The organism is uncultured Roseobacter sp., from assembly GCF_947492555.1.
Lineage (GTDB): Bacteria > Pseudomonadota > Alphaproteobacteria > Rhodobacterales > Rhodobacteraceae > Roseobacter.
In genome coordinates, this window is the sequence record NZ_CANLNE010000004.1 from 93,350 (window position 1) to 109,909 (window position 16,560).

Below are 16,560 nucleotides of genomic sequence, written 5' to 3' on the forward strand. Positions count from 1 at the left end.
CTTAGAAGCAGCACGTCTGCACCTAAGGATTTGCGGTCTAAAACTGCATATCTCCGGAAGATTACGGGTCAATCTGAAACAGATTACTTCGCAGCCGTGACTTCGATTTCTACCAACAAATCGGGAGCGGCCAGCGCGGCCACAACCAAAGTTGTCACGGCAGGTGCATTTCCCTCATTCCATCTGGTCTGGCGCACCTCGGAAAGACTTGCCAGGTTGTCAGCGTCAGTCACGAAGTAGGTGACCCGCAGAATATCGGCAGTCGTCATCTCCGCGTCAACCAAGAGTGCCTCGACGTTGTCAATCGCTTGGTTGCACTGATCTTTGAAACTCGCGTGGGTCGTGCCGTCCGGCGCCACACCGATCTGGCCGGATAGGAAGACGAACCTACGTGGTTCCGTGATCTCGGTGCCGTGCACATATATGCCTTGGTACTGTTCAGGAACTGCACGGAGAGTGTTTGGCGAAAGGCGCTTAAGCATCTGAAACTCCAAGCCTTGGACATTGACTGTTTTGCTGGGTGTTACGCTGTCGACGTGTCACTCTACCAATAAAAGGCGCAATGCAGGTATCGGCTGTGTTTATGTCGCGCAGAAACGGCGACGTCTAATCTGGTGTATGGCGCTGTTTGATTGCGCCGACGTTGAGTGGCGACAAGGCCTCTTTGTGCCGCGCTTGGGTTTTCGATTGGCGTCCGGCAGCTGAACATGCACTGAAATTCAGCGAGAACGGTTGATTTTAGGTCGCACTTGGATGACGACAAATTATCGCTACCCGTTCATGCAACCCGAAGACAACACACCTGCCCGCATTGAAGGATCATCAGCCATTACCAGTCCCGCAAAAATCCAATCCGCAGAAGCCTGCTCGATGGAGGCGTTGTGTGCTGCGATGAACCGATCCTTCTCCGACTACGCAGTGCCGATGCATCTGACGACTGAGGCCTTCACTTTCATGATGCGCCAGAGAGGGCTTGATCGTGCGGCGTCCAGAGTTGCGCTCATCGATGGTGAAATTGCCGCAATTTGGCTCGTGTCCGTTCGCGGCGCGGCAGGTTATCTGATTTCCAGCGGAACTGACCCGACACATCGGCGGCGTGGGCTGTCGCGCGCCCTTGCCGCAGAGTGCCTTTCGGCGTTCAAACGCGCCGGGGCGGCAAGTTTGCAGACAGAAGTGTTGATCGACAACAAACAGGCCCATGATCTGTATCTGTCGCTCGGGATGACGACCGCGCGTGTTCTGGATTGCTATGCTCTGTCGCGTCCAGAAGGTCCGGCGGGGCAACATGAGGTGTCAGAGGTTTCCTGGCACGCGGTGGCGCAGGCTGTTCAGCCCCTGCAGGATTTTCGGCCGTCCTGGCAAAACGACGCTGAATCCTTGAACGCGATCGCCGATGATGTGACATGTCATGCGGTTTTCGACGGTGCAGGGGTGGCAGGTTACGCTGCGATTGTTCCAAGCACGGGGACCCTGGCGCAGATTGCCGTCAGGCAAGACAAACGGCGCATGGGGATCGCAGGCGCACTGCTGGGAAGTTATCGGGACGTGCAAAGTCTGCGTGTGATCAACGCCGACAACGCCTCAGATGGTTTCCGCGATTTCATGGCCTCTCTCGGCGCGGAGCGGACACTTGGACAATATGAATTGAAGATGTTCCTGTGAAGTTCTTGCACAACCTGAACGGATGCGAGCGATCGGCCTTTGTGCCTGACGTCGCAAGGCGCAGTCTTTCCTGGCGACCGGCCAGGTCACTTTCTTTGGCGCGGGGCAGAGGTCTGAGAAGGCAGCGCCCCGTCCGTTGCGTTGCCCTGTGCAAGCCGCTCCTTCATCCTTTCCGCGCGTAGTGGCGGCAAGGTCGGTGCGGCGCGGGCCATTTTCTCTGCGCGCTCGGGCGCAGTTTTCACGAGGTTCGGGATGGCGACCGCCTCGGGCAGGTTTTTCCAGTATTTCTTGGGCATCTCAGAACACATCGCCGACACCTTCAGGCGGGCGGGGTTAAAGATGTTCTCGAAATAAGCGATCCACAGGTCTTCGTGAGCATCCTCGGGTAAATCCGGGCGCGCTTGGCCCGCTGAAAACGATACCACCCCATCAACACATATGGCGGTTTTGTCAGGCGTTATGATCCGCCAGTCCATGTCCCCAAAGCGTCTCGCGAAAAACGATGCCGTCGGCTCGACCGTGTGATGCGTGGGCTCAAACCACGCAGCGAAAGAGCGGCGTGGCGCTTCCGGATCGCCGATCTCCCGAAAGCGGACAAAGGCTTTCATCTTGTGCTGACATCGGTGCACGTTCTTTTCCATCCGCCGCAAGCGCGCGAGATGCGGGTCACCGTGATCGCCGATCAAATGTGGTGCATCCCGTAGCCGCCACAGAAAACCGTAAAGGTGCGCGAAACGGTCGCGATCCCGATGCCAGACAACGCTGTTGGCCATCGCTACAAAGCGGCGGGACACCTTGATGTCGCCTGTGGGCGGGAGCGCCTGCGTGTGCGCAAAAAGTTCTGGCGCGGTTCCAGGCTCTTGCCAGCATATTTCATGAGGAGGGATCTGCGCTGCGAGAAAGCCCCGCGCCGCCGTGCGCCACGCAGTGGCAGCTCCGATTTTGGGGATCACGACGTGATACATCAAAAGAGGGTCAACTGTTCGGGCGACGGCGCAAATCGCGCACGCAAGCAGGCGCTGTCGGTCAGGCTGCCCGGGCTCCACCCGCCCGCGACGATAAAGGGCTGGGCCTTTTTCATCGCGCCGCCAATCCGCAGAAGATGGTCATAGCGCAGGTAACAATGTCGGCGCGTGCTCACGATCCGCTTGGCCGTCTTCACGCCAAAACCGGGCACCCGCAGCAACAGCTCTTTCGGGGCTTTGTTCACGTCCACCGGAAACAATGCGCGATGTTCCAGCGCCCAGGCGAGTTTCGGATCGACCGCCAGGTCGAGATTGCCGTCGCGCGTGGTCGAGGTGATTTCATCCAGTTCGAACCCGTAAAAGCGCAGCAGCCAATCCGCCTGATACAGACGGTGCTCTCTCTGCAGCGGCGGGCTGATCAGGGGCAGTTTGGCAGAGCTGTCCGGGATCGGCGAAAAGGCCGAGTAATACACGCGCTTGAGCTTGTAGTCGCCATAGAGCCGGGTGGAGCGGCCCAGGATCGTTTTGTCTGTCGCGCCATCCGCGCCAATGATCATCTGCGTCGACTGACCGGCGGGCGCGAACCGCGGTGGACGGCGACCGCGGTGTGACCTGTCCTGTGCCGCGTCCTTGCGGTGCCTGACATCTGCCATTGCGCCCCGGATCTGCTCGGGGCTTTTTTCCGGCGCGTAGGCCTCGACCGCGGCATCCGTAGGCAATTCGACGTTGATCGACAGCCTATCCGCCAGCAGACCCGCCTCGGCAATCAGTTCGGGTGCCGCGTCCGGAATGGTCTTCAGGTGAATGTATCCCCTGAAGGATTCCTCCTTGCGCAGCCTGCGTGCGATCCGCACCATATCCGCCATCGTTGCGTCCGGCGAGCGGATGATCCCTGAGGAGAGAAACAGCCCTTCGATGTAGTTGCGCCGATAAAAGTTGATCGTCAGGTCCACGACTTCATCTACGGTAAAGCGTGCACGTGGCACGTTCGAAGACACCCGGTTCACGCAATAGCTGCAGTCGTAGACGCAGAAATTGGTCATCAGGATCTTGAGCAGGCTGATGCACCGTCCGTCCGGGGCATAGGCGTGACAGATGCCACTGCCTTCGTTCGAGCCGAGCCCCTTGCCATCCCGCGAGTCGCGCTTGCTGGAACCTGACGAGGCGCATGAGGCATCGTATTTGGCGGCATCGCTCAGGATTTCGAGCTTTCTTTTGACGGTCATGCGAGTCATTTGTTCACTTTATGTTCTGCACGCGACACGCGCAACACAGAAAGGCGCAGGGACGTTGCGCTGACAAATTTCATCATGCACGCAAGGATACCGCCGGCGGGGGCTTTCCATCCCGGCTCACTTCAGCGCAATCTTTGAGCCAGAGTATTCAGTAGAACGGCCGAAGGTCGGCCAGTATCCGGGACACCTTTATGATTTGCTTGAATCTGACGACCCTGCGCCAGGGTTTCCTCGGCCTCATCGTGATCAGTTTGCTGACCACCTCCGTCGCGGCACAGGACGCGAACCAGGATGCCGACATATCCGTACCGGAGCAGACCGTGGCACTCGAACCCACGGCCAGCGATGTGACAATTGCCGAGCGTGTCGAAAGCATTTTTGAGGCGACGGGCTGGTTCATCAATCCTGTGGTGCGCGTTCAGGAGGGGGTCGCATTCCTTGACGGGACCGTGGCACTGGCGGACCACCGCACATGGGCGCGGGATCTGGCAGCAAAGACCGATGGGGTCGTCGCCGTCGTCAACCGGCTGGAGGTGGAGCAAAAGGTTTCCTGGAGCCTTGATCCGGCGCGGCGGGAATTGCGCAACTTCATGCAGCAGACAATTGTCGCGATGCCGCTCGTGTTGCTGTCGCTGTTCATTCTGCCGCTGTCGTGGATGCTGGCCCGGCTGGTGTCGCGCATTGCCAGATGGATGATGGGCAGCCGAATCCAGTCGCCGTTTCTGAAAGACATCATTGCGCGCACCATATCCTTCCCGGTGTTCCTCCTGGGGCTTTATCTGGTGCTGCAGATTGCCGGTCTGACCCAGTTGGCCCTGTCGGTCATGGGCGGCGCCGGTGTTCTGGGCATCGTGATCGGTTTCGCCTTTCGCGATATCGCGGAGAATTTCCTCGCCAGCCTGCTGCTGAGCATCCGGCAGCCTTTCAGGCGCGGTGACTGGATTCGCGTCGACGGTCAGGAGGGGCTGGTGCAGAGCATGAACACCCGCAGCACGGTCCTCATCTCTGGCGAAGGCAATCACATCCAGATCCCCAACTCGGCTGTTTTCAAGAATACCATCGAGAACTTCTCCGCCGCGGCGAAAAGGCGTGACACCTTTGATGTGGGCATCGGTTATGACGCCTCTGTCGTTCAGGTGCAGCAGATCATCACCGATTTGCTGGTTGAAAACGATATGATTTACGACGATCCGCACCCGATGGTGCTGGTGGACTCGCTGGGGGCCTCGACCGTGAACGTCAAGGTCTATTACTGGTATGATTTTTCCAAACTCTCGCCCCTTAAACTCAAATCAGCCCTGTTGCGACAGGCCAAGAAGGCACTGACCGAAGGCGGTGTTTCCATGCCGGATGAAGCCCGTGAGGTTATCTTCCCGCAGGGAATACCGATCAAGAACGCGTCTGACGGCGAGGACGCCGCGGGTGCAAAGCCTGTTCAGACAGAGGCCCCCGCGCAGCTGCCTCATGAACCCGCTCATTCCAGCCTCGACGCCGATCTGGCAAATGAGGCGGAGGATTTGCAGCAACAGGCGACCACACGTGTCGAGGAGGGAGAAGAAGACCTGCTGTCGCGTGGGGAATAGTCGAAGGCGACGCTTACTTGGACATCCAGTCCGCGATCAGCCGGTGTTGCACATTGGCCTGTGCCGCCACCCGGTAGAAACCGATGAGTTCGCGCAGCGGCGACGAAATCCGTTCAAACCCGGAGATGAAGGCAACGATCACACCCAACTGGACCTCGCCCTGCATGGCGAGATATCCGCCGAACAGCAGGACCGTCAACGGACCCATCGCATTCAACAGATTGAGCGCTGATTTCATGGCGAATTTCAGGATGAAAAAGCGCATACGGTTCTTGTAGATATCTGTCAGAAGGCTTTTGCACTGGTCCCGTGTTTCAACACTGTGGTCTGAAATCTCGTCGCCAAGGTCGCGCAAAAGGCCGACACGCTCTTCGATCAGTCGATTGAGGCGCCGCTGCAAAAGCGGGGTCAGCACCACCTGCGGCACTAGAAATCCAAGGGCGAAGATGGCAATTTGGGGCTCCACCACAAACATGTAGATCGCGACGCCCAGCAGCATCGCCCCATTGGCACAAGCCCCTGACAGCGCCTCGCCCACAAAACCGCCGAGTTTTTCCACCTCCGACCCCACAATCGACACGGCGCGCCCGTTGCCGTCCGCCGCGTCGCCGTTGCGTTCCTCGTGAAGGGTCAGAAGATGGCGGCGTGTATAGAGGCTGGCACTTTCCGTGATCCAGGATTGATAAATCCAAAGAACGTATTTGACCGCCTGATGTAGAAGGATAAGCACCACGTAGGCGGTGCCAAACTGCACCAGCATGGAGACATCCCGGCTTTCCACCACCTCGTTCACGATGCGCCGTTGCAGTTCCAAGGGGGCCAGGTTCAGGACGGCGACACAGACCGCCAGCAGGCAAACCGCAACCTGATGCCATTCGCTCATGCGCCACACATACCCCAGCAAGGAGGACGCGGGGCTGTCATCTCCGGTCTGACGTACCCTGCGCGGCGTGCCTGTTCGTCGCAATACTCTCACATATCCGCGCTACCACAGCAGGACAGCGGTCTCAATGTGTGTCATTGCGCGCGGATCAGTGATCCGACCTTGCATTCCTGAAGCATCGCCCCTGTTGCGACGTCGCCCCGGGGGCGCTGCCACGCCTTGCGGGCAGCCGACGTATTCTCTAGGCTTCCCGGATCAGGGGAAATGGATAGTATATGGCATCTGCAGATGAGCTTGAGTTCGTCGTTGCGATTGGGGCATCGGCTGGCGGGCTGGCGGCGATCAAGGATCTGATTGCGGAGCTTCCTGCGGATCTTGACGCGCCCATTGTGATTGCCGTGCACAGCGAACCTTCCTCCAGGTTGGCGGATGTTTTGAAGCTTGTGAGTGATCTGCCGATCAAGCGCGCTGAAGACGGTGAAAAATTGCGGAAAGGCTGGATTTACACCGTGCCCGGCGCGACCCATGCATTTTTCCGGAACGAAAGAATTCATCTTTCCAGCCTCGTACGAGATTCCGGATTTCGCCCCTCTATCGACGCGTTGTTTATGACGCTTGCGGCTGAATACGGCAGCCGGGCGATTGCCGTGGTCCTTTCAGGCACAATGAAAGACGGGATGCGCGGGGCCCAGGTGATCTATGACATGGGCGGGCAAACCATTGTGCAGGACCCAAAGGATGCGCAACACGCAGGGATGCCAAACAGCGTCATCATGAATGACCACCCCGAAACAGTGCGATCGGCAAAGGAGCTCGGCATCTGGCTCCGCGCTCTCATCGGACAGGAGACCTGATCCTGTCACCACAGCCCCGGGCCTTTGGCAAGCATCTGAAAAACGTCTGTCGGAGACCCTCAATGGGCTGAACGTCGATCAGTGATCGAGAATTTTGGACAGGAAATCCTGCGCGCGCTCACTTTCGGGATTGTCGAAGAAGGCCGCGGTTTGCCTGTCCTCGACGATGGCGCCATTGTCCATGAAAATCACCCGGTCGGCGACCTTTCGGGCAAAGCCCATTTCATGGGTCACCACCATCATGGTCATGCCTTCCTGCGCAAGTTCCACCATGACGTCCAGCACCTCCTTGATCATCTCGGGATCCAGCGCCGAGGTCGGCTCGTCAAAGAGCATCGCAATCGGGTCCATGGCCAGAGATCGTGCAATCGCAATGCGTTGTTGCTGGCCGCCCGAAAGCTGGCTGGGAAACTTTGCGGCGTGATCGGCCATGCCGACGCGGTCGAGCAACTTTTCAGCCCGGGTGACGGCTTCGGCTCGTGGGCGTTTGAGGACCTTTTCCTGCGCCAGACAGAGGTTTTCCAGCACGCTCATATGCGGATAGAGCTCGAAGTGCTGAAACACCATACCGATCCGGGAGCGCAGCGCGGTCAGATTGGCACCCTTGGCGGTCACGTCATCCCCATCCACGGAAATCCGACCCTGCTGGACAGGCTCCAGACCGTTTACGCATTTGATCAGGGTCGATTTGCCGGAACCGGATGGTCCGCAGACGACAACAACCTCCCCCTTGGCGACCTGCGTCGTGCAGTCTGTCAGGACCTGAAAGTCACCGTACCACTTGGATATGTTTTCAATGTCGATCATGTAGCCATCCGGGATTTGAGGCTTCGGACCAGCATCGAACCGGAGAAGCAGATTGCGAAATAGACAAGGGCAGCGAAGAGATACATTTCAACCAGCCTGCCCTCGGTGCGCGCCACGATGGAGGAGGCGGTCATGAAATCCCGCAGGCTGACCACGAAGACCAGCGAGGTGTCCTGAAAGAGGATGATGCCTTGGGTGACCAGGATCGGCACCATATTGCGAAAGGCCTGCGGCAGGACGACATAGCGCTGGATTTGCCAGTAGCTCAGGCCGGTGGATTGCCCGGCATGCACCTGTCCGCGTTTCACACTCTGGATGCCCGCGCGCATGATTTCCGAATAATAAGCCGCTTCGAACAGCACGAAGGCAATCAGCGCGGAATAGAAACCGCCGATGGGGCGGCCAAGTGCCAGGGGCACCAGAAAGTAGAACCAGAAGATCACCAGGATTAACGGTACAGAGCGGATCAGGTTGACGTAGGTGGCTGCCACAATCGCGAGGGGGGCAATGCCGGAGAGCCGCGCCAGCGCCAGCAGAGTGCCCAGAACAATACCGCCGATGATGGATAGAAAGGTCAGCAACAAGCTAAGCTGAAGGCCCTGCCACAGGAAAGGCAGGGACGACCATATGACGTTGAAATCGAAATCCGTCATCGCTCAGGCCTCCTTGCCGACATAGCCCGGGATGCGGGTGTATTTCTCCAGCACCTGCATCAGGATGGTCGCGACCAATGCGATGCAGACGTAGATCACGGTGGCGGCGGTGAAGGCTTCGAACCCCTGAAAGGTGTATTCCGCGATCTGCTGGCTCTGCGCGGTCAATTCCAGCAGGCCAATCGTTAGCGCGAGGGAGGAATTCTTGAAAACGGTCAGGAATTCCGACGTCAGCGGCGGGACGATGATGCGGAAGGAGATCGGCAGGAGCACATAGCGGTAGGTTTGCGCGGTGCTGAGACCATGCGCCGTTGCCGCAGCAGACAGGCCCGGCGGGACTGTTTCGATGCCCGCGCGCACCTGCTCGGCAATGCGGGAGGCGGTGTAGAGCCCGAGCGCGACCACGGCGGTCACGAACTCCGGGTTAGGCAGGTCTCGCTTCATCCAGCGGCCCCAGTCCTCGGGCAGCATTTCCGGCACCGCAAAGTACCAGATGAACATCTGAACCAGCAGTGGAACATTGCGGAAGATCTCGACATAGGTGGCGCAGATGCCGCGAATGACTTTGTTGGGGACCGTCTTGCCGACCCCCACCAGCGAGCCGATGACAATCGCGATGCACCATGCCGAGAGAGCGACGGAGATGGTCCAGCCAAACCCGGAGATCAGCCAGTTGAGGTATTGCTCTTCAAAGAGAACACCCCAGTTCCAATTGTAGTTCATGTTCGTTTGCCCCACTGCACCTGTTGATCCGGGGCCGGGTCACATCATGCGTGCCCGGCCCGGAACCGCGTCAGTTCGGCAAAGCGCCCAGCTTGAATGCCGCCTGCAAGAGCGGATCAGCCGGGACGCCCAGCGGGTCGAACCATTTGGCATAGATTGCATTGATCTCGCCGGACCGGAACACCTCTGCCAGAGCTTTCTTACCGATCAATTCAAAGGCGCTGTCATCCCGCCGCACCATCAGCGCATAGGGGTCAAAGGAAAGGAAATCACCGACAACAGCGAATTCCTCAGGGGTCTTGGACTTCGAGATGAGACCGAAGAGTAGGATGTGGTCCGTGGCATAGGCATCCACGCGGTCGGTCTCCAGCGACAACATCCCTTCGGCATGATCCCGCACCGGCAGGACTTTGACGTCGAGACCGGCGGCTTCAACGGCGGCCAGAACGGCACGCTCATTCGTCGTACCTTGCGCCAGGGCCACGGCCTTCCCATCCAGATCGGCGACCGACCCGATCCCGGAATCCTTACGCGTCAGGATCTTTGTCCCGGTCACGAAGGTCACCGGCAGGTATTCCACTTGCTGTTGCCGTGTCAGGTTGTTGGTGGTCGATCCGCATTCCAGATCGATGGTGCCATTGGCCATCAGGGCGATCCGGGTCTTGGGATTGACAGGCACGTATTTCACCGTCAGTTCCTTGCCCAGTTCGGCAGCAACCGCGTCGACGACCTTGAGGCAGAGGTCAATGGAGTACCCCACTGGGTCCTGATTGTCGTCGAGGTAGGAAAACGGGACCGAGCTTTCGCGGTGTCCGATGACAATTTCGCCGCTTGCAGCGATTTTATCCAATGTGCCGCCGTGGCCGTCCGCGAGGGCGGCGGGGGCGGACAGCCCCAAGGCGCATAGGGCAGTGATCAGTGATTTCTTGAACGACATCGTTCGTCTCCTTGTTGTATTTCTGGGTTTTTTTAGTCCACATATCCATGCAGATCGAAAGTGTCCGGGTAACCGAAGAGGGCAGCACTGCCGCCGGTGTGCAGAAAGACAATGTTGTCCATCCCGTCGAAGTATCCTTTGCGGATCAGGTCAATTAGGCCATCCAGCCCCTTGCCGGAATAGACCGGATCGAACAAAAGGCCCTCGGTCCGTGCCAGAAGTTTGACCGCCTTGATCATGCCTTCGGTTGGCAGGCCGTAACCCGGCCCGACATAATCGCAATTGGCACGCACCTGCGTCCGGTCGATCCGCAATCCGGTGCCCAGATGATCAGCCGTGCGCTGGGCAAGATCGAACACCATATCTTCCTGTTTACCATGTGGCGCGCGCACGCCGATCCCCAAGAGGTGCATATCGCTTTGTATCGCGGCCAAGCCGGTGACCAGCCCGGCCTGCGTGCCGGAGCTGCCGGTTGCATGCACAAAGGCGTCGATGTGCAGGCCGATCTCGGTCGCTTGCTCCACCAGCTCACGCGCACAGTTCACATAGCCGAGCGCGCCGGTCGGGTTCGACCCGCCGCCAGGAATAATGTAGGGCGTTTGGCCATCATCGCGCAGTGTTGCAGCCAGAGCTTCCATCTCTGCGTTCATATCGGTGCCGCCGGCGCGTTTTGACACCGTGGCGTCATGCAAGCGATCCAGCAGGACGTTGCCGTTCAATGTGTAGTTCGGATCGTTCGATCCCGTGCGGTCTTCCAGCAGAATGTGGCAGCGCATGTCCAGTTTCGCGGCTGCTGCTGCCGTTTGGCGCGCGTGGTTGGACTGGGTAGCGCCCTGCGTCACGATGCAAGTGGCCCCCTTGGCCTGCGCATCGGCCATCAGGTATTCAAGTTTGCGCGTCTTGTTGCCCCCGGATGACAGCCCGGTGCAATCGTCCCGTTTCACCCAGAGCCGCGGCCCGCCCAGATGTTCGCTCAGGCGATCCATGGGCTCCAGCGGGGTGGGTAGATGTCCCAGACGCACCCGCGGAAAACGGGCAAGCGCGATCGACAGACCCTTGCATCGGCTTGCCATCATCTCCGGTGCGCTCGCCGGTTCCGGCGTCGTTGTCTCGTCGCTCACTGACATAGGGTTTGGGTCCTTCAAACTGCTGTGCCCAAACTAGGCCGAATGCCGAAGTGAAGAATAATGCTTCTTTCTCTGCCTGTTCATACTTATTGTATGGGCAAAAGAGGGGGAGAGCATGGATACGCAATGGCTTGAGGACGTTCTGGTGCTGCTGGAAGAGGGCAATATGACCCGCGCGGCATCGCGGCGAAACATCACGCAACCCGCCTTCTCGCGGCGGATCAGGGGGCTGGAGAACTGGATTGGCGCGCCAATCCTCACGCGCGGTACCAACCGGATCGATATCAATGCTGCGCTCAGCGCGAATGAAGATGAAATTCGTGCACTGGCGGCTCGTATCCGGGCCTTGCGCGGCAAGATCGCGAACTTCGATCCTGAAAGTACGACTGTTGCCATAGCGGCGCAGCACGCGCCGATCTTCTCAACATTTCCGGAAATGGCCCTGCATGCCAAACAGTACTATCCGTCGCTGAAGTTCAGGCTTCGTGCCGGCAACCACCATGACTGCGTCTCTCTCTTCCTGCGCGGCGATACGAGCATGTTGCTGTGCTACGAGACTGAAAACACGGAGCCGCTTCCGTTTGGAGATACGGTGCGGCGCGAAATCTGGGGCAGCGATCAGCTGATCCCGGTTGTGGGCGGTGGCTTGCGTTATGGCGTAACGGGTGATGCCATGATCGCCAGCGACACGCCCGCGATTGTCTATCCTGAGGATAGCTATTTCGGCGAGGTGCTGGGCAAGGCGGAACGGCCGTTCGGGACGCAAGGGTTCACGGATAACCCAGTTTGCGAATCTGCGTTTTCCAGCGGTATCAAGGAGATGGCGCTGAAGGGGCTCGGGGTCGGCTGGATACCATTCAGCATGGCGCATAGGGAGATCGAAACGGGCGAGTTTCTTTCCCTGTCGCACAAGCTCGGGCACGAACCCCTTGCCATCGCGCTTTATGCGGATGCACGCGAGGAAGCCGCAGTTGCCCTGCTGAACATCTGGAGCACAAAGCATCGATCCGGGGGCGCGTTGAATACAGCGGCACCCGCCTAGCCCGCGTACCCAACAATTGGCCGGGATGCCTTCGGACGCCAGTGCACCGGACCTGATAACTTTGGACAGGGTGCAGGATCTTTTGGCATTCTGTTCCGTTCCTTCGAAATAGGGCGCGTAGACGCCCGGAGGCCGCGCAAATCGAGCTCTTTCAGGCAGCTACCGCACGCTTGAACCCCGGTGGGTGCGGAGGTCAGGTGCGATGTGCAGCGCTCAGTCGGATCAAGGCCCGATTTTGAGATTCTGCAACTTCGGGTTATCGTGGCAGGTGCAACGGCTCCGAGAATTTTGATCGTGATGCCCAATTCAGTCGATTTTTTAACTCAAGTACATTTTTTGGAGAAGGATATGGCCCGTAAGACGCTCCAACGTTCATTGAACAAACCAAAGACACCCACCCGCAACCGTCGCAAGGATCTTGCCGCCCCGTTTTTGATGCATACCCACGCCGCAGTGAAGACGGTGATGGCCGCGACCGAAACGCTGCCGGATTTCCGCAAGACGCCGAGTGAACTTGCAACGGATGAGAAAATCCAACTGGTGCGACAGGGTATGGTTCTGGTTCGGGACAACTACGTGCATTTGCCGCTCAAGGAAAACATGCATGCTGTGCGCCCGGTTCAGGCGCTGAGCCTGCTGTTGCAGAAACTGGAATCCTCCGAAGACGAAATGTCCGATCTGGAGTTCCACGCAGAAATGCTGCGTATCTTCACCTCGGTGCGGGACCTGCACACCAACTACTTTCTGCCCGCGCCCTACAACGCAAAAACCGCCTATGTGCCGTTCCTGCTGGAAAGCTATTTCGAGGGCGATGAGCGACGCTATCTGGTGTCTCATCTGGTCGCTGGACTGGATCAGCCCCCTTTTGGTCCGGGCGTTGAGGTCACGTCCTGGAACGGGGCACCGATTGATCTGGCGGTGGCGACCAACGCCACCCGGTTTGCAGGCTCAAACATGGAGGCCCGCCGGGCCCGCGGATTGGAGCGGATGACCATCCGGCCGCTCATCCAGTCGCTGCCCCCGGATGAGGATTTCGTGTTGGTTGGATACCGGACAGCGGATGGCGCTGAACATGAAATCAGGCTGAATTGGCTGGTCTTCACGCCTGATGCTTCAGGTGCCGTGGTTGCGCAAATCGAGGACGTCAGTGGCAACGCCTTCGCAATGGGCGTGGACATCGACGGCGAGCTTGCGGGTATCGCCAAGAAGCTGCTGTTCGCACCTTCAGTCGTGGCCGCCGAAGCCGCTGTCCGCGCGAAGAAGCCGTCGCGCAGGCGTAAGAAATTTGATGTGGGTGAGGCGGTGCCGTCGTCGATGCCATCGGTCCTGCACGCCAAGACAGTGGACACTGCGGCGGGGCAGGTCGGGCACATCCGCATTCACACGTTTAGTGTGGACGATGCCGATGCCTTCGTGGCCGAGTTCGTGCGCCTTGCCGAATTGTTGCCGCAAAACGGTCTGATCATCGATGTGCGCGGCAATGGCGGTGGCCTGATTTATGCGGGCGAGCGGCTGTTGCAGGTACTGACGCCTCAGCCCATCGAGACGGAACGCACACAATTCATCAATACAGCGCTCAACCTCGATATTGTTCGCAAGAACGCGCCCTCGTCCTCGGTGATCGGGCTTGACCTGGCGCCGTGGCGCGACTCCATGGAGGAATCGATTTCAACCGGGGCAGTCTACTCCAGAAGCTATCCGATCACGGAGGTTGAGACGGCGAATGGCATCGGGCAACGGTATCAGGGGCCGGTTGTGCTGATCACAGATGCCAAGTGTTATTCGACCACTGACATCTTTGCCGCCGGATTTCAGGATCACGATATTGGCCCGATCATTGGGGTGGACGGCAACACCGGGGCAGGCGGTGCGAATGTCTGGACGCATTCGCTGTTGCGGCGGCTGGCGGGTCGCGGTGGTCCCTATGCCAGGCTGCCGGGGGGCGCGAACATGCGGGTCGCCATCCGGCGCACCCTAAGGGTCAAGGACCGCTCCGGCACGCCGGTTGAGGATCTGGGGGTGCAACCCGATTTTCTGCACAATCCGACACGCGCCGATTTGCTGGATGGCAATGTCGATCTGATTGAATTCGCGGCGAGCAAGCTTGCTGAACTGCCGACACGGGTGTTGCGTGGTGAGATTGTGAGCCAGCAAGCTGGCGATCTTACGATCTCCATCGAAACAGAGAACCTCGCGCGGGTCGATGTCTATCTGGACAATCGGCCGATTGGCGCGCTGGACGTCGAGGATGGTGATACGGAACTGACCATTGAGGATGTTGGCGCCTTCGACACTCTCTATCTGCAGGGGTTTGACGGGGATGAATTGGCCGCTGCATGGCGGATCAATAACTGACCCGCCCGCCGGGCAGTGAAAACCATTCATTCAAAAAGGATTTTTCGATGGTCGATAACACCAAGGTTCACCCGAGCAGTCAGCACTTCGCGCATTTGATTGACCTCTTTTTATTCAAGGGCGCGCCGGTCAACGAAGATGAGGACCATGAGGTCTCTATCCTCATCAACCACGGCTACGTGGCCGGGTACTGTCCAACCCGGTTTCAACCGCTCTGGTCCGCGTACCGGGTTGCGCGGGCCAGTCGCGATGTCGGCTATGACCGCCCACATCTCTACTATGCCGATGAACGCATCGAGAAAGGCATCAGGCTGAGTTCAAAGACCTTCGGTCGGAAAGACGGCATTCAATACCATGTGGGCCACATGGTGCCCAACGAAGCCATCAACCGGCAATTCGGGCGTCTGGCACAGCTCGAAACCTTTTTCATGACCAATATGAGCCCGCAGCGCGGCAGCTTGAACACCGGTGTCTGGCTTGATCTCGAAAACAAGATCAGGAACATCGATGACACCTCCCAGAAAGATCATATCTGGGCAATCGCCGGTCCTGTTTTTGGCGAGGATCCTGAGGTGATCGCTCGTGACGGCGTTGAGGTACCGATCCCCGATGCTTACTATTACATCTCGGTTGATCCCTTCGCCTATCCCTGGGATGCGGAGGGTAACGTGGATATTGCCTGCTTCCTCTTTCCTCAGGATGCGCCGAGTGGCACGCCACTGGACCGGTTTCTGGTTGATATTCTGGATATCGAAGAGGCGACAAAGCTGCGGTTTTTCCCGGGTTGGGACTACTCTGTCGATCTCTCGGCAGCCATGGCAGACGGAGCTGTGGCACAGGTGCGGCACCGATTGCTTCAGCAGCTTTAGGCAATGGTGTCCCGTCAGGACGGGCGACATCCGCCTTGGCAGGCCGGGTTCAGCGCAGCCAGGTCTCGTAGTCGCTGACCAGCAAATGCACCGGGTCTGTGTCCTCTTCGATGGTTGCGAAGCGGCCAATGCGTTCGCGGAAGATGTTATCGGTTTCATCATCGTTCACGGTGGAAACCTCCCCGACCAGCACATCGCCGCCCTCGCCCCAGAAGGCATGCCAGTCACCCGGGCGTAGTGTCACGCTCTCTCCCGGTGCTAGATGCAGCTTTTCTCCGGGTGCGAAGTCACGGCGAATACCGTCACACCAGACCGTGCCCCCGCGATCCCCGGCGAAGTTACCGGCGTTATCCGAGCCGAAGAGTTCGACCACAAGCGTCGCACCGCCGCGATTAATGATGTCTTCCGCCTTGATGATATGCGTGTGCATCGGGGACAGTTGATCCTGTCGTGAGATCAGCAGTTTTTCCGCGTAACACATGCCGCCGCCGCGTTTCAGATCCGACAGCAAGCCGTTGCGCAGGGTGAAGAGGAACAGACCCATTTCGTCGAACCGACCCGCGCCGTAATCGGTGATGTCCCATCCGCACCGCGCGTCGATCAGGGCGCGTGCCTCGGTCTTTCGCGCCTTGAATTCGTCAGGTGACCAATAGGCAAAGGGCGGCAGTGTGAAGCCGTAAGAACGGATCATTTCGTCCGCCTGTGCCAGCGTGTCGTTGATGCGGGAACGTTTCATTCGGGGTCTTTCGGTTGGAACATGCAGTCGGCAGCTTTAGCGGCGGTTTAGAGGACTTAGACATAGTTTTCCGTGAGGCACCACCAATACGCCCGTAGCCATTGTCAAAAGAGCCGCATCCCACAGGTC

15 protein-coding genes and 1 pseudogene are annotated in these 16,560 nt (G+C 58.7%); 6 read left to right on the forward strand and 10 right to left on the reverse strand.

The features are described 5' to 3' along the window. Positions 1 to 83 precede the first annotated feature (83 nt). Entirely contained in the window at positions 84 to 482 is a 399-nt protein-coding gene (locus tag Q1A07_RS19210) for a RidA family protein (RefSeq protein ID WP_299783646.1), read from the reverse strand. A gap of 271 nt (positions 483 to 753) precedes the next feature. Here Q1A07_RS19210 and Q1A07_RS19215 point away from each other — a divergent pair, with 271 nt between their 5' ends. After that, positions 754 to 1,662, forward strand: coding sequence for a GNAT family N-acetyltransferase (locus Q1A07_RS19215; RefSeq protein WP_299783647.1), 909 nt, complete (start codon positions 754 to 756; stop codon positions 1,660 to 1,662). Positions 1,663 to 1,802: 140 nt separating this feature from the next. Here the strand turns inward: Q1A07_RS19215 and Q1A07_RS19220 are convergent. Both Q1A07_RS19220 and Q1A07_RS19225 read right to left on the reverse strand, forming a co-directional pair. After that, positions 1,803 to 2,627, reverse strand: a pseudogene (locus tag Q1A07_RS19220) (TIGR03915 family putative DNA repair protein); the annotation flags it as partial. After that, positions 2,627 to 3,862 (reverse strand): putative DNA modification/repair radical SAM protein, encoded by a 1,236-nt coding sequence (locus Q1A07_RS19225; RefSeq protein WP_299783648.1) that lies wholly within the window; start codon positions 3,860 to 3,862, stop codon positions 2,627 to 2,629. The gene Q1A07_RS19225 and the pseudogene Q1A07_RS19220, both read right to left, overlap by 1 nt. 191 nt (positions 3,863 to 4,053) lie before the next feature. Here Q1A07_RS19225 and Q1A07_RS19230 point away from each other — a divergent pair, with 191 nt between their 5' ends. Next, positions 4,054 to 5,445 carry a mechanosensitive ion channel family protein gene (locus tag Q1A07_RS19230; protein ID WP_299783649.1) on the forward strand — a complete coding sequence of 464 codons (1,392 nt, stop codon included), beginning with the start codon at positions 4,054 to 4,056 and terminating at the stop codon, positions 5,443 to 5,445. A gap of 13 nt (positions 5,446 to 5,458) precedes the next feature. On the opposite strand, the gene Q1A07_RS19235 is transcribed toward Q1A07_RS19230, so the two are convergent. Then, positions 5,459 to 6,328: an ABC transporter ATP-binding protein gene (locus Q1A07_RS19235; protein ID WP_299783650.1), complete on the reverse strand. Its 870-nt coding sequence runs from the start codon at positions 6,326 to 6,328 to the stop codon at positions 5,459 to 5,461. 275 nt (positions 6,329 to 6,603) lie between these two features. On the opposite strand from Q1A07_RS19235, the gene Q1A07_RS19240 reads away from it, so the two are divergent. Continuing rightward, on the forward strand, positions 6,604 to 7,182 hold the full coding sequence (locus tag Q1A07_RS19240) for a chemotaxis protein CheB (RefSeq protein ID WP_299783651.1): 579 nt from the start codon (positions 6,604 to 6,606) through the stop codon (positions 7,180 to 7,182). 78 nt (positions 7,183 to 7,260) lie between these two features. On the opposite strand, the gene Q1A07_RS19245 is transcribed toward Q1A07_RS19240, so the two are convergent. The 5 genes from Q1A07_RS19245 to Q1A07_RS19265 all read right to left on the reverse strand — a co-directional run bounded on the left by Q1A07_RS19245 (position 7,261) and on the right by Q1A07_RS19265 (position 11,378). Next, a complete protein-coding gene (locus tag Q1A07_RS19245; protein WP_299783652.1) occupies positions 7,261 to 7,989 on the reverse strand; it encodes an amino acid ABC transporter ATP-binding protein in 729 nt (242 codons plus the stop codon). Beyond that, positions 7,986 to 8,642, reverse strand: coding sequence for an ABC transporter permease subunit (locus tag Q1A07_RS19250; RefSeq protein ID WP_299783653.1), 657 nt, complete (start codon positions 8,640 to 8,642; stop codon positions 7,986 to 7,988). The genes Q1A07_RS19245 and Q1A07_RS19250 overlap by 4 nt, the downstream gene beginning before the upstream one ends. Before the next feature lie 3 nt (positions 8,643 to 8,645). After that, the gene (locus Q1A07_RS19255; RefSeq protein ID WP_299783654.1) at positions 8,646 to 9,365 is read right to left on the reverse strand and encodes an amino acid ABC transporter permease; all 720 of its coding nucleotides are present in this window, start codon (positions 9,363 to 9,365) and stop codon (positions 8,646 to 8,648) included. Positions 9,366 to 9,435: 70 nt separating this feature from the next. Further along, positions 9,436 to 10,302, reverse strand: coding sequence for an amino acid ABC transporter substrate-binding protein (locus tag Q1A07_RS19260; RefSeq protein WP_299783655.1), 867 nt, complete (start codon positions 10,300 to 10,302; stop codon positions 9,436 to 9,438). Positions 10,303 to 10,334: 32 nt separating this feature from the next. Next, positions 10,335 to 11,378, reverse strand: a complete 1,044-nt coding sequence (locus tag Q1A07_RS19265; protein ID WP_299783845.1) for a D-cysteine desulfhydrase — start codon at positions 11,376 to 11,378, stop codon at positions 10,335 to 10,337. 166 nt (positions 11,379 to 11,544) lie between these two features. Here Q1A07_RS19265 and Q1A07_RS19270 point away from each other — a divergent pair, with 166 nt between their 5' ends. From Q1A07_RS19270 to Q1A07_RS19280, 3 genes are all read left to right on the forward strand, one after another. Next, a complete protein-coding gene (locus Q1A07_RS19270) occupies positions 11,545 to 12,471 on the forward strand; it encodes a LysR family transcriptional regulator (RefSeq protein ID WP_299783656.1) in 927 nt (308 codons plus the stop codon). Positions 12,472 to 12,819: 348 nt separating this feature from the next. After that, positions 12,820 to 14,826: a S41 family peptidase gene (locus tag Q1A07_RS19275; protein WP_299783657.1), complete on the forward strand. Its 2,007-nt coding sequence runs from the start codon at positions 12,820 to 12,822 to the stop codon at positions 14,824 to 14,826. A 47-nt stretch (positions 14,827 to 14,873) separates the two neighbouring features. After that, a complete protein-coding gene (locus Q1A07_RS19280; protein WP_299783658.1) occupies positions 14,874 to 15,695 on the forward strand; it encodes a DNA/RNA non-specific endonuclease in 822 nt (273 codons plus the stop codon). A gap of 49 nt (positions 15,696 to 15,744) precedes the next feature. Here Q1A07_RS19280 and Q1A07_RS19285 read toward each other — a convergent pair whose 3' ends face one another. Further along, positions 15,745 to 16,431, reverse strand: a complete 687-nt coding sequence (locus tag Q1A07_RS19285) for a D-lyxose/D-mannose family sugar isomerase (protein ID WP_299783659.1) — start codon at positions 16,429 to 16,431, stop codon at positions 15,745 to 15,747. Positions 16,432 to 16,560 lie beyond the last annotated feature (129 nt).

What these genes read in the sequence shown, in the direction of transcription:
- Q1A07_RS19265 (WP_299783845.1), bottom strand. Translation starts at nt 11,378, where the DNA reads ATGATGGCAAGCCGATGCAAGGGTCTGTCGATCGCGCTTGCCCGTTTT.
- Q1A07_RS19240 (WP_299783651.1), top strand. Translation starts at nt 6,604, where the DNA reads ATGGCATCTGCAGATGAGCTTGAGTTCGTCGTTGCGATTGGGGCATCG.
- Q1A07_RS19245 (WP_299783652.1), bottom strand. Translation starts at nt 7,989, where the DNA reads ATGATCGACATTGAAAACATATCCAAGTGGTACGGTGACTTTCAGGTC.
- Q1A07_RS19260 (WP_299783655.1), bottom strand. Translation starts at nt 10,302, where the DNA reads ATGTCGTTCAAGAAATCACTGATCACTGCCCTATGCGCCTTGGGGCTG.
- Q1A07_RS19285 (WP_299783659.1), bottom strand. Translation starts at nt 16,431, where the DNA reads ATGAAACGTTCCCGCATCAACGACACGCTGGCACAGGCGGACGAAATG.
- Q1A07_RS19210 (WP_299783646.1), bottom strand. Translation starts at nt 482, where the DNA reads ATGCTTAAGCGCCTTTCGCCAAACACTCTCCGTGCAGTTCCTGAACAG.
- Q1A07_RS19275 (WP_299783657.1), top strand. Translation starts at nt 12,820, where the DNA reads ATGGCCCGTAAGACGCTCCAACGTTCATTGAACAAACCAAAGACACCC.
- Q1A07_RS19235 (WP_299783650.1), bottom strand. Translation starts at nt 6,328, where the DNA reads ATGAGCGAATGGCATCAGGTTGCGGTTTGCCTGCTGGCGGTCTGTGTC.
- Q1A07_RS19270 (WP_299783656.1), top strand. Translation starts at nt 11,545, where the DNA reads ATGGATACGCAATGGCTTGAGGACGTTCTGGTGCTGCTGGAAGAGGGC.
- Q1A07_RS19230 (WP_299783649.1), top strand. Translation starts at nt 4,054, where the DNA reads ATGATTTGCTTGAATCTGACGACCCTGCGCCAGGGTTTCCTCGGCCTC.
- Q1A07_RS19255 (WP_299783654.1), bottom strand. Translation starts at nt 9,365, where the DNA reads ATGAACTACAATTGGAACTGGGGTGTTCTCTTTGAAGAGCAATACCTC.
- Q1A07_RS19280 (WP_299783658.1), top strand. Translation starts at nt 14,874, where the DNA reads ATGGTCGATAACACCAAGGTTCACCCGAGCAGTCAGCACTTCGCGCAT.
- Q1A07_RS19215 (WP_299783647.1), top strand. Translation starts at nt 754, where the DNA reads ATGACGACAAATTATCGCTACCCGTTCATGCAACCCGAAGACAACACA.
- Q1A07_RS19225 (WP_299783648.1), bottom strand. Translation starts at nt 3,862, where the DNA reads ATGACTCGCATGACCGTCAAAAGAAAGCTCGAAATCCTGAGCGATGCC.
- Q1A07_RS19250 (WP_299783653.1), bottom strand. Translation starts at nt 8,642, where the DNA reads ATGACGGATTTCGATTTCAACGTCATATGGTCGTCCCTGCCTTTCCTG.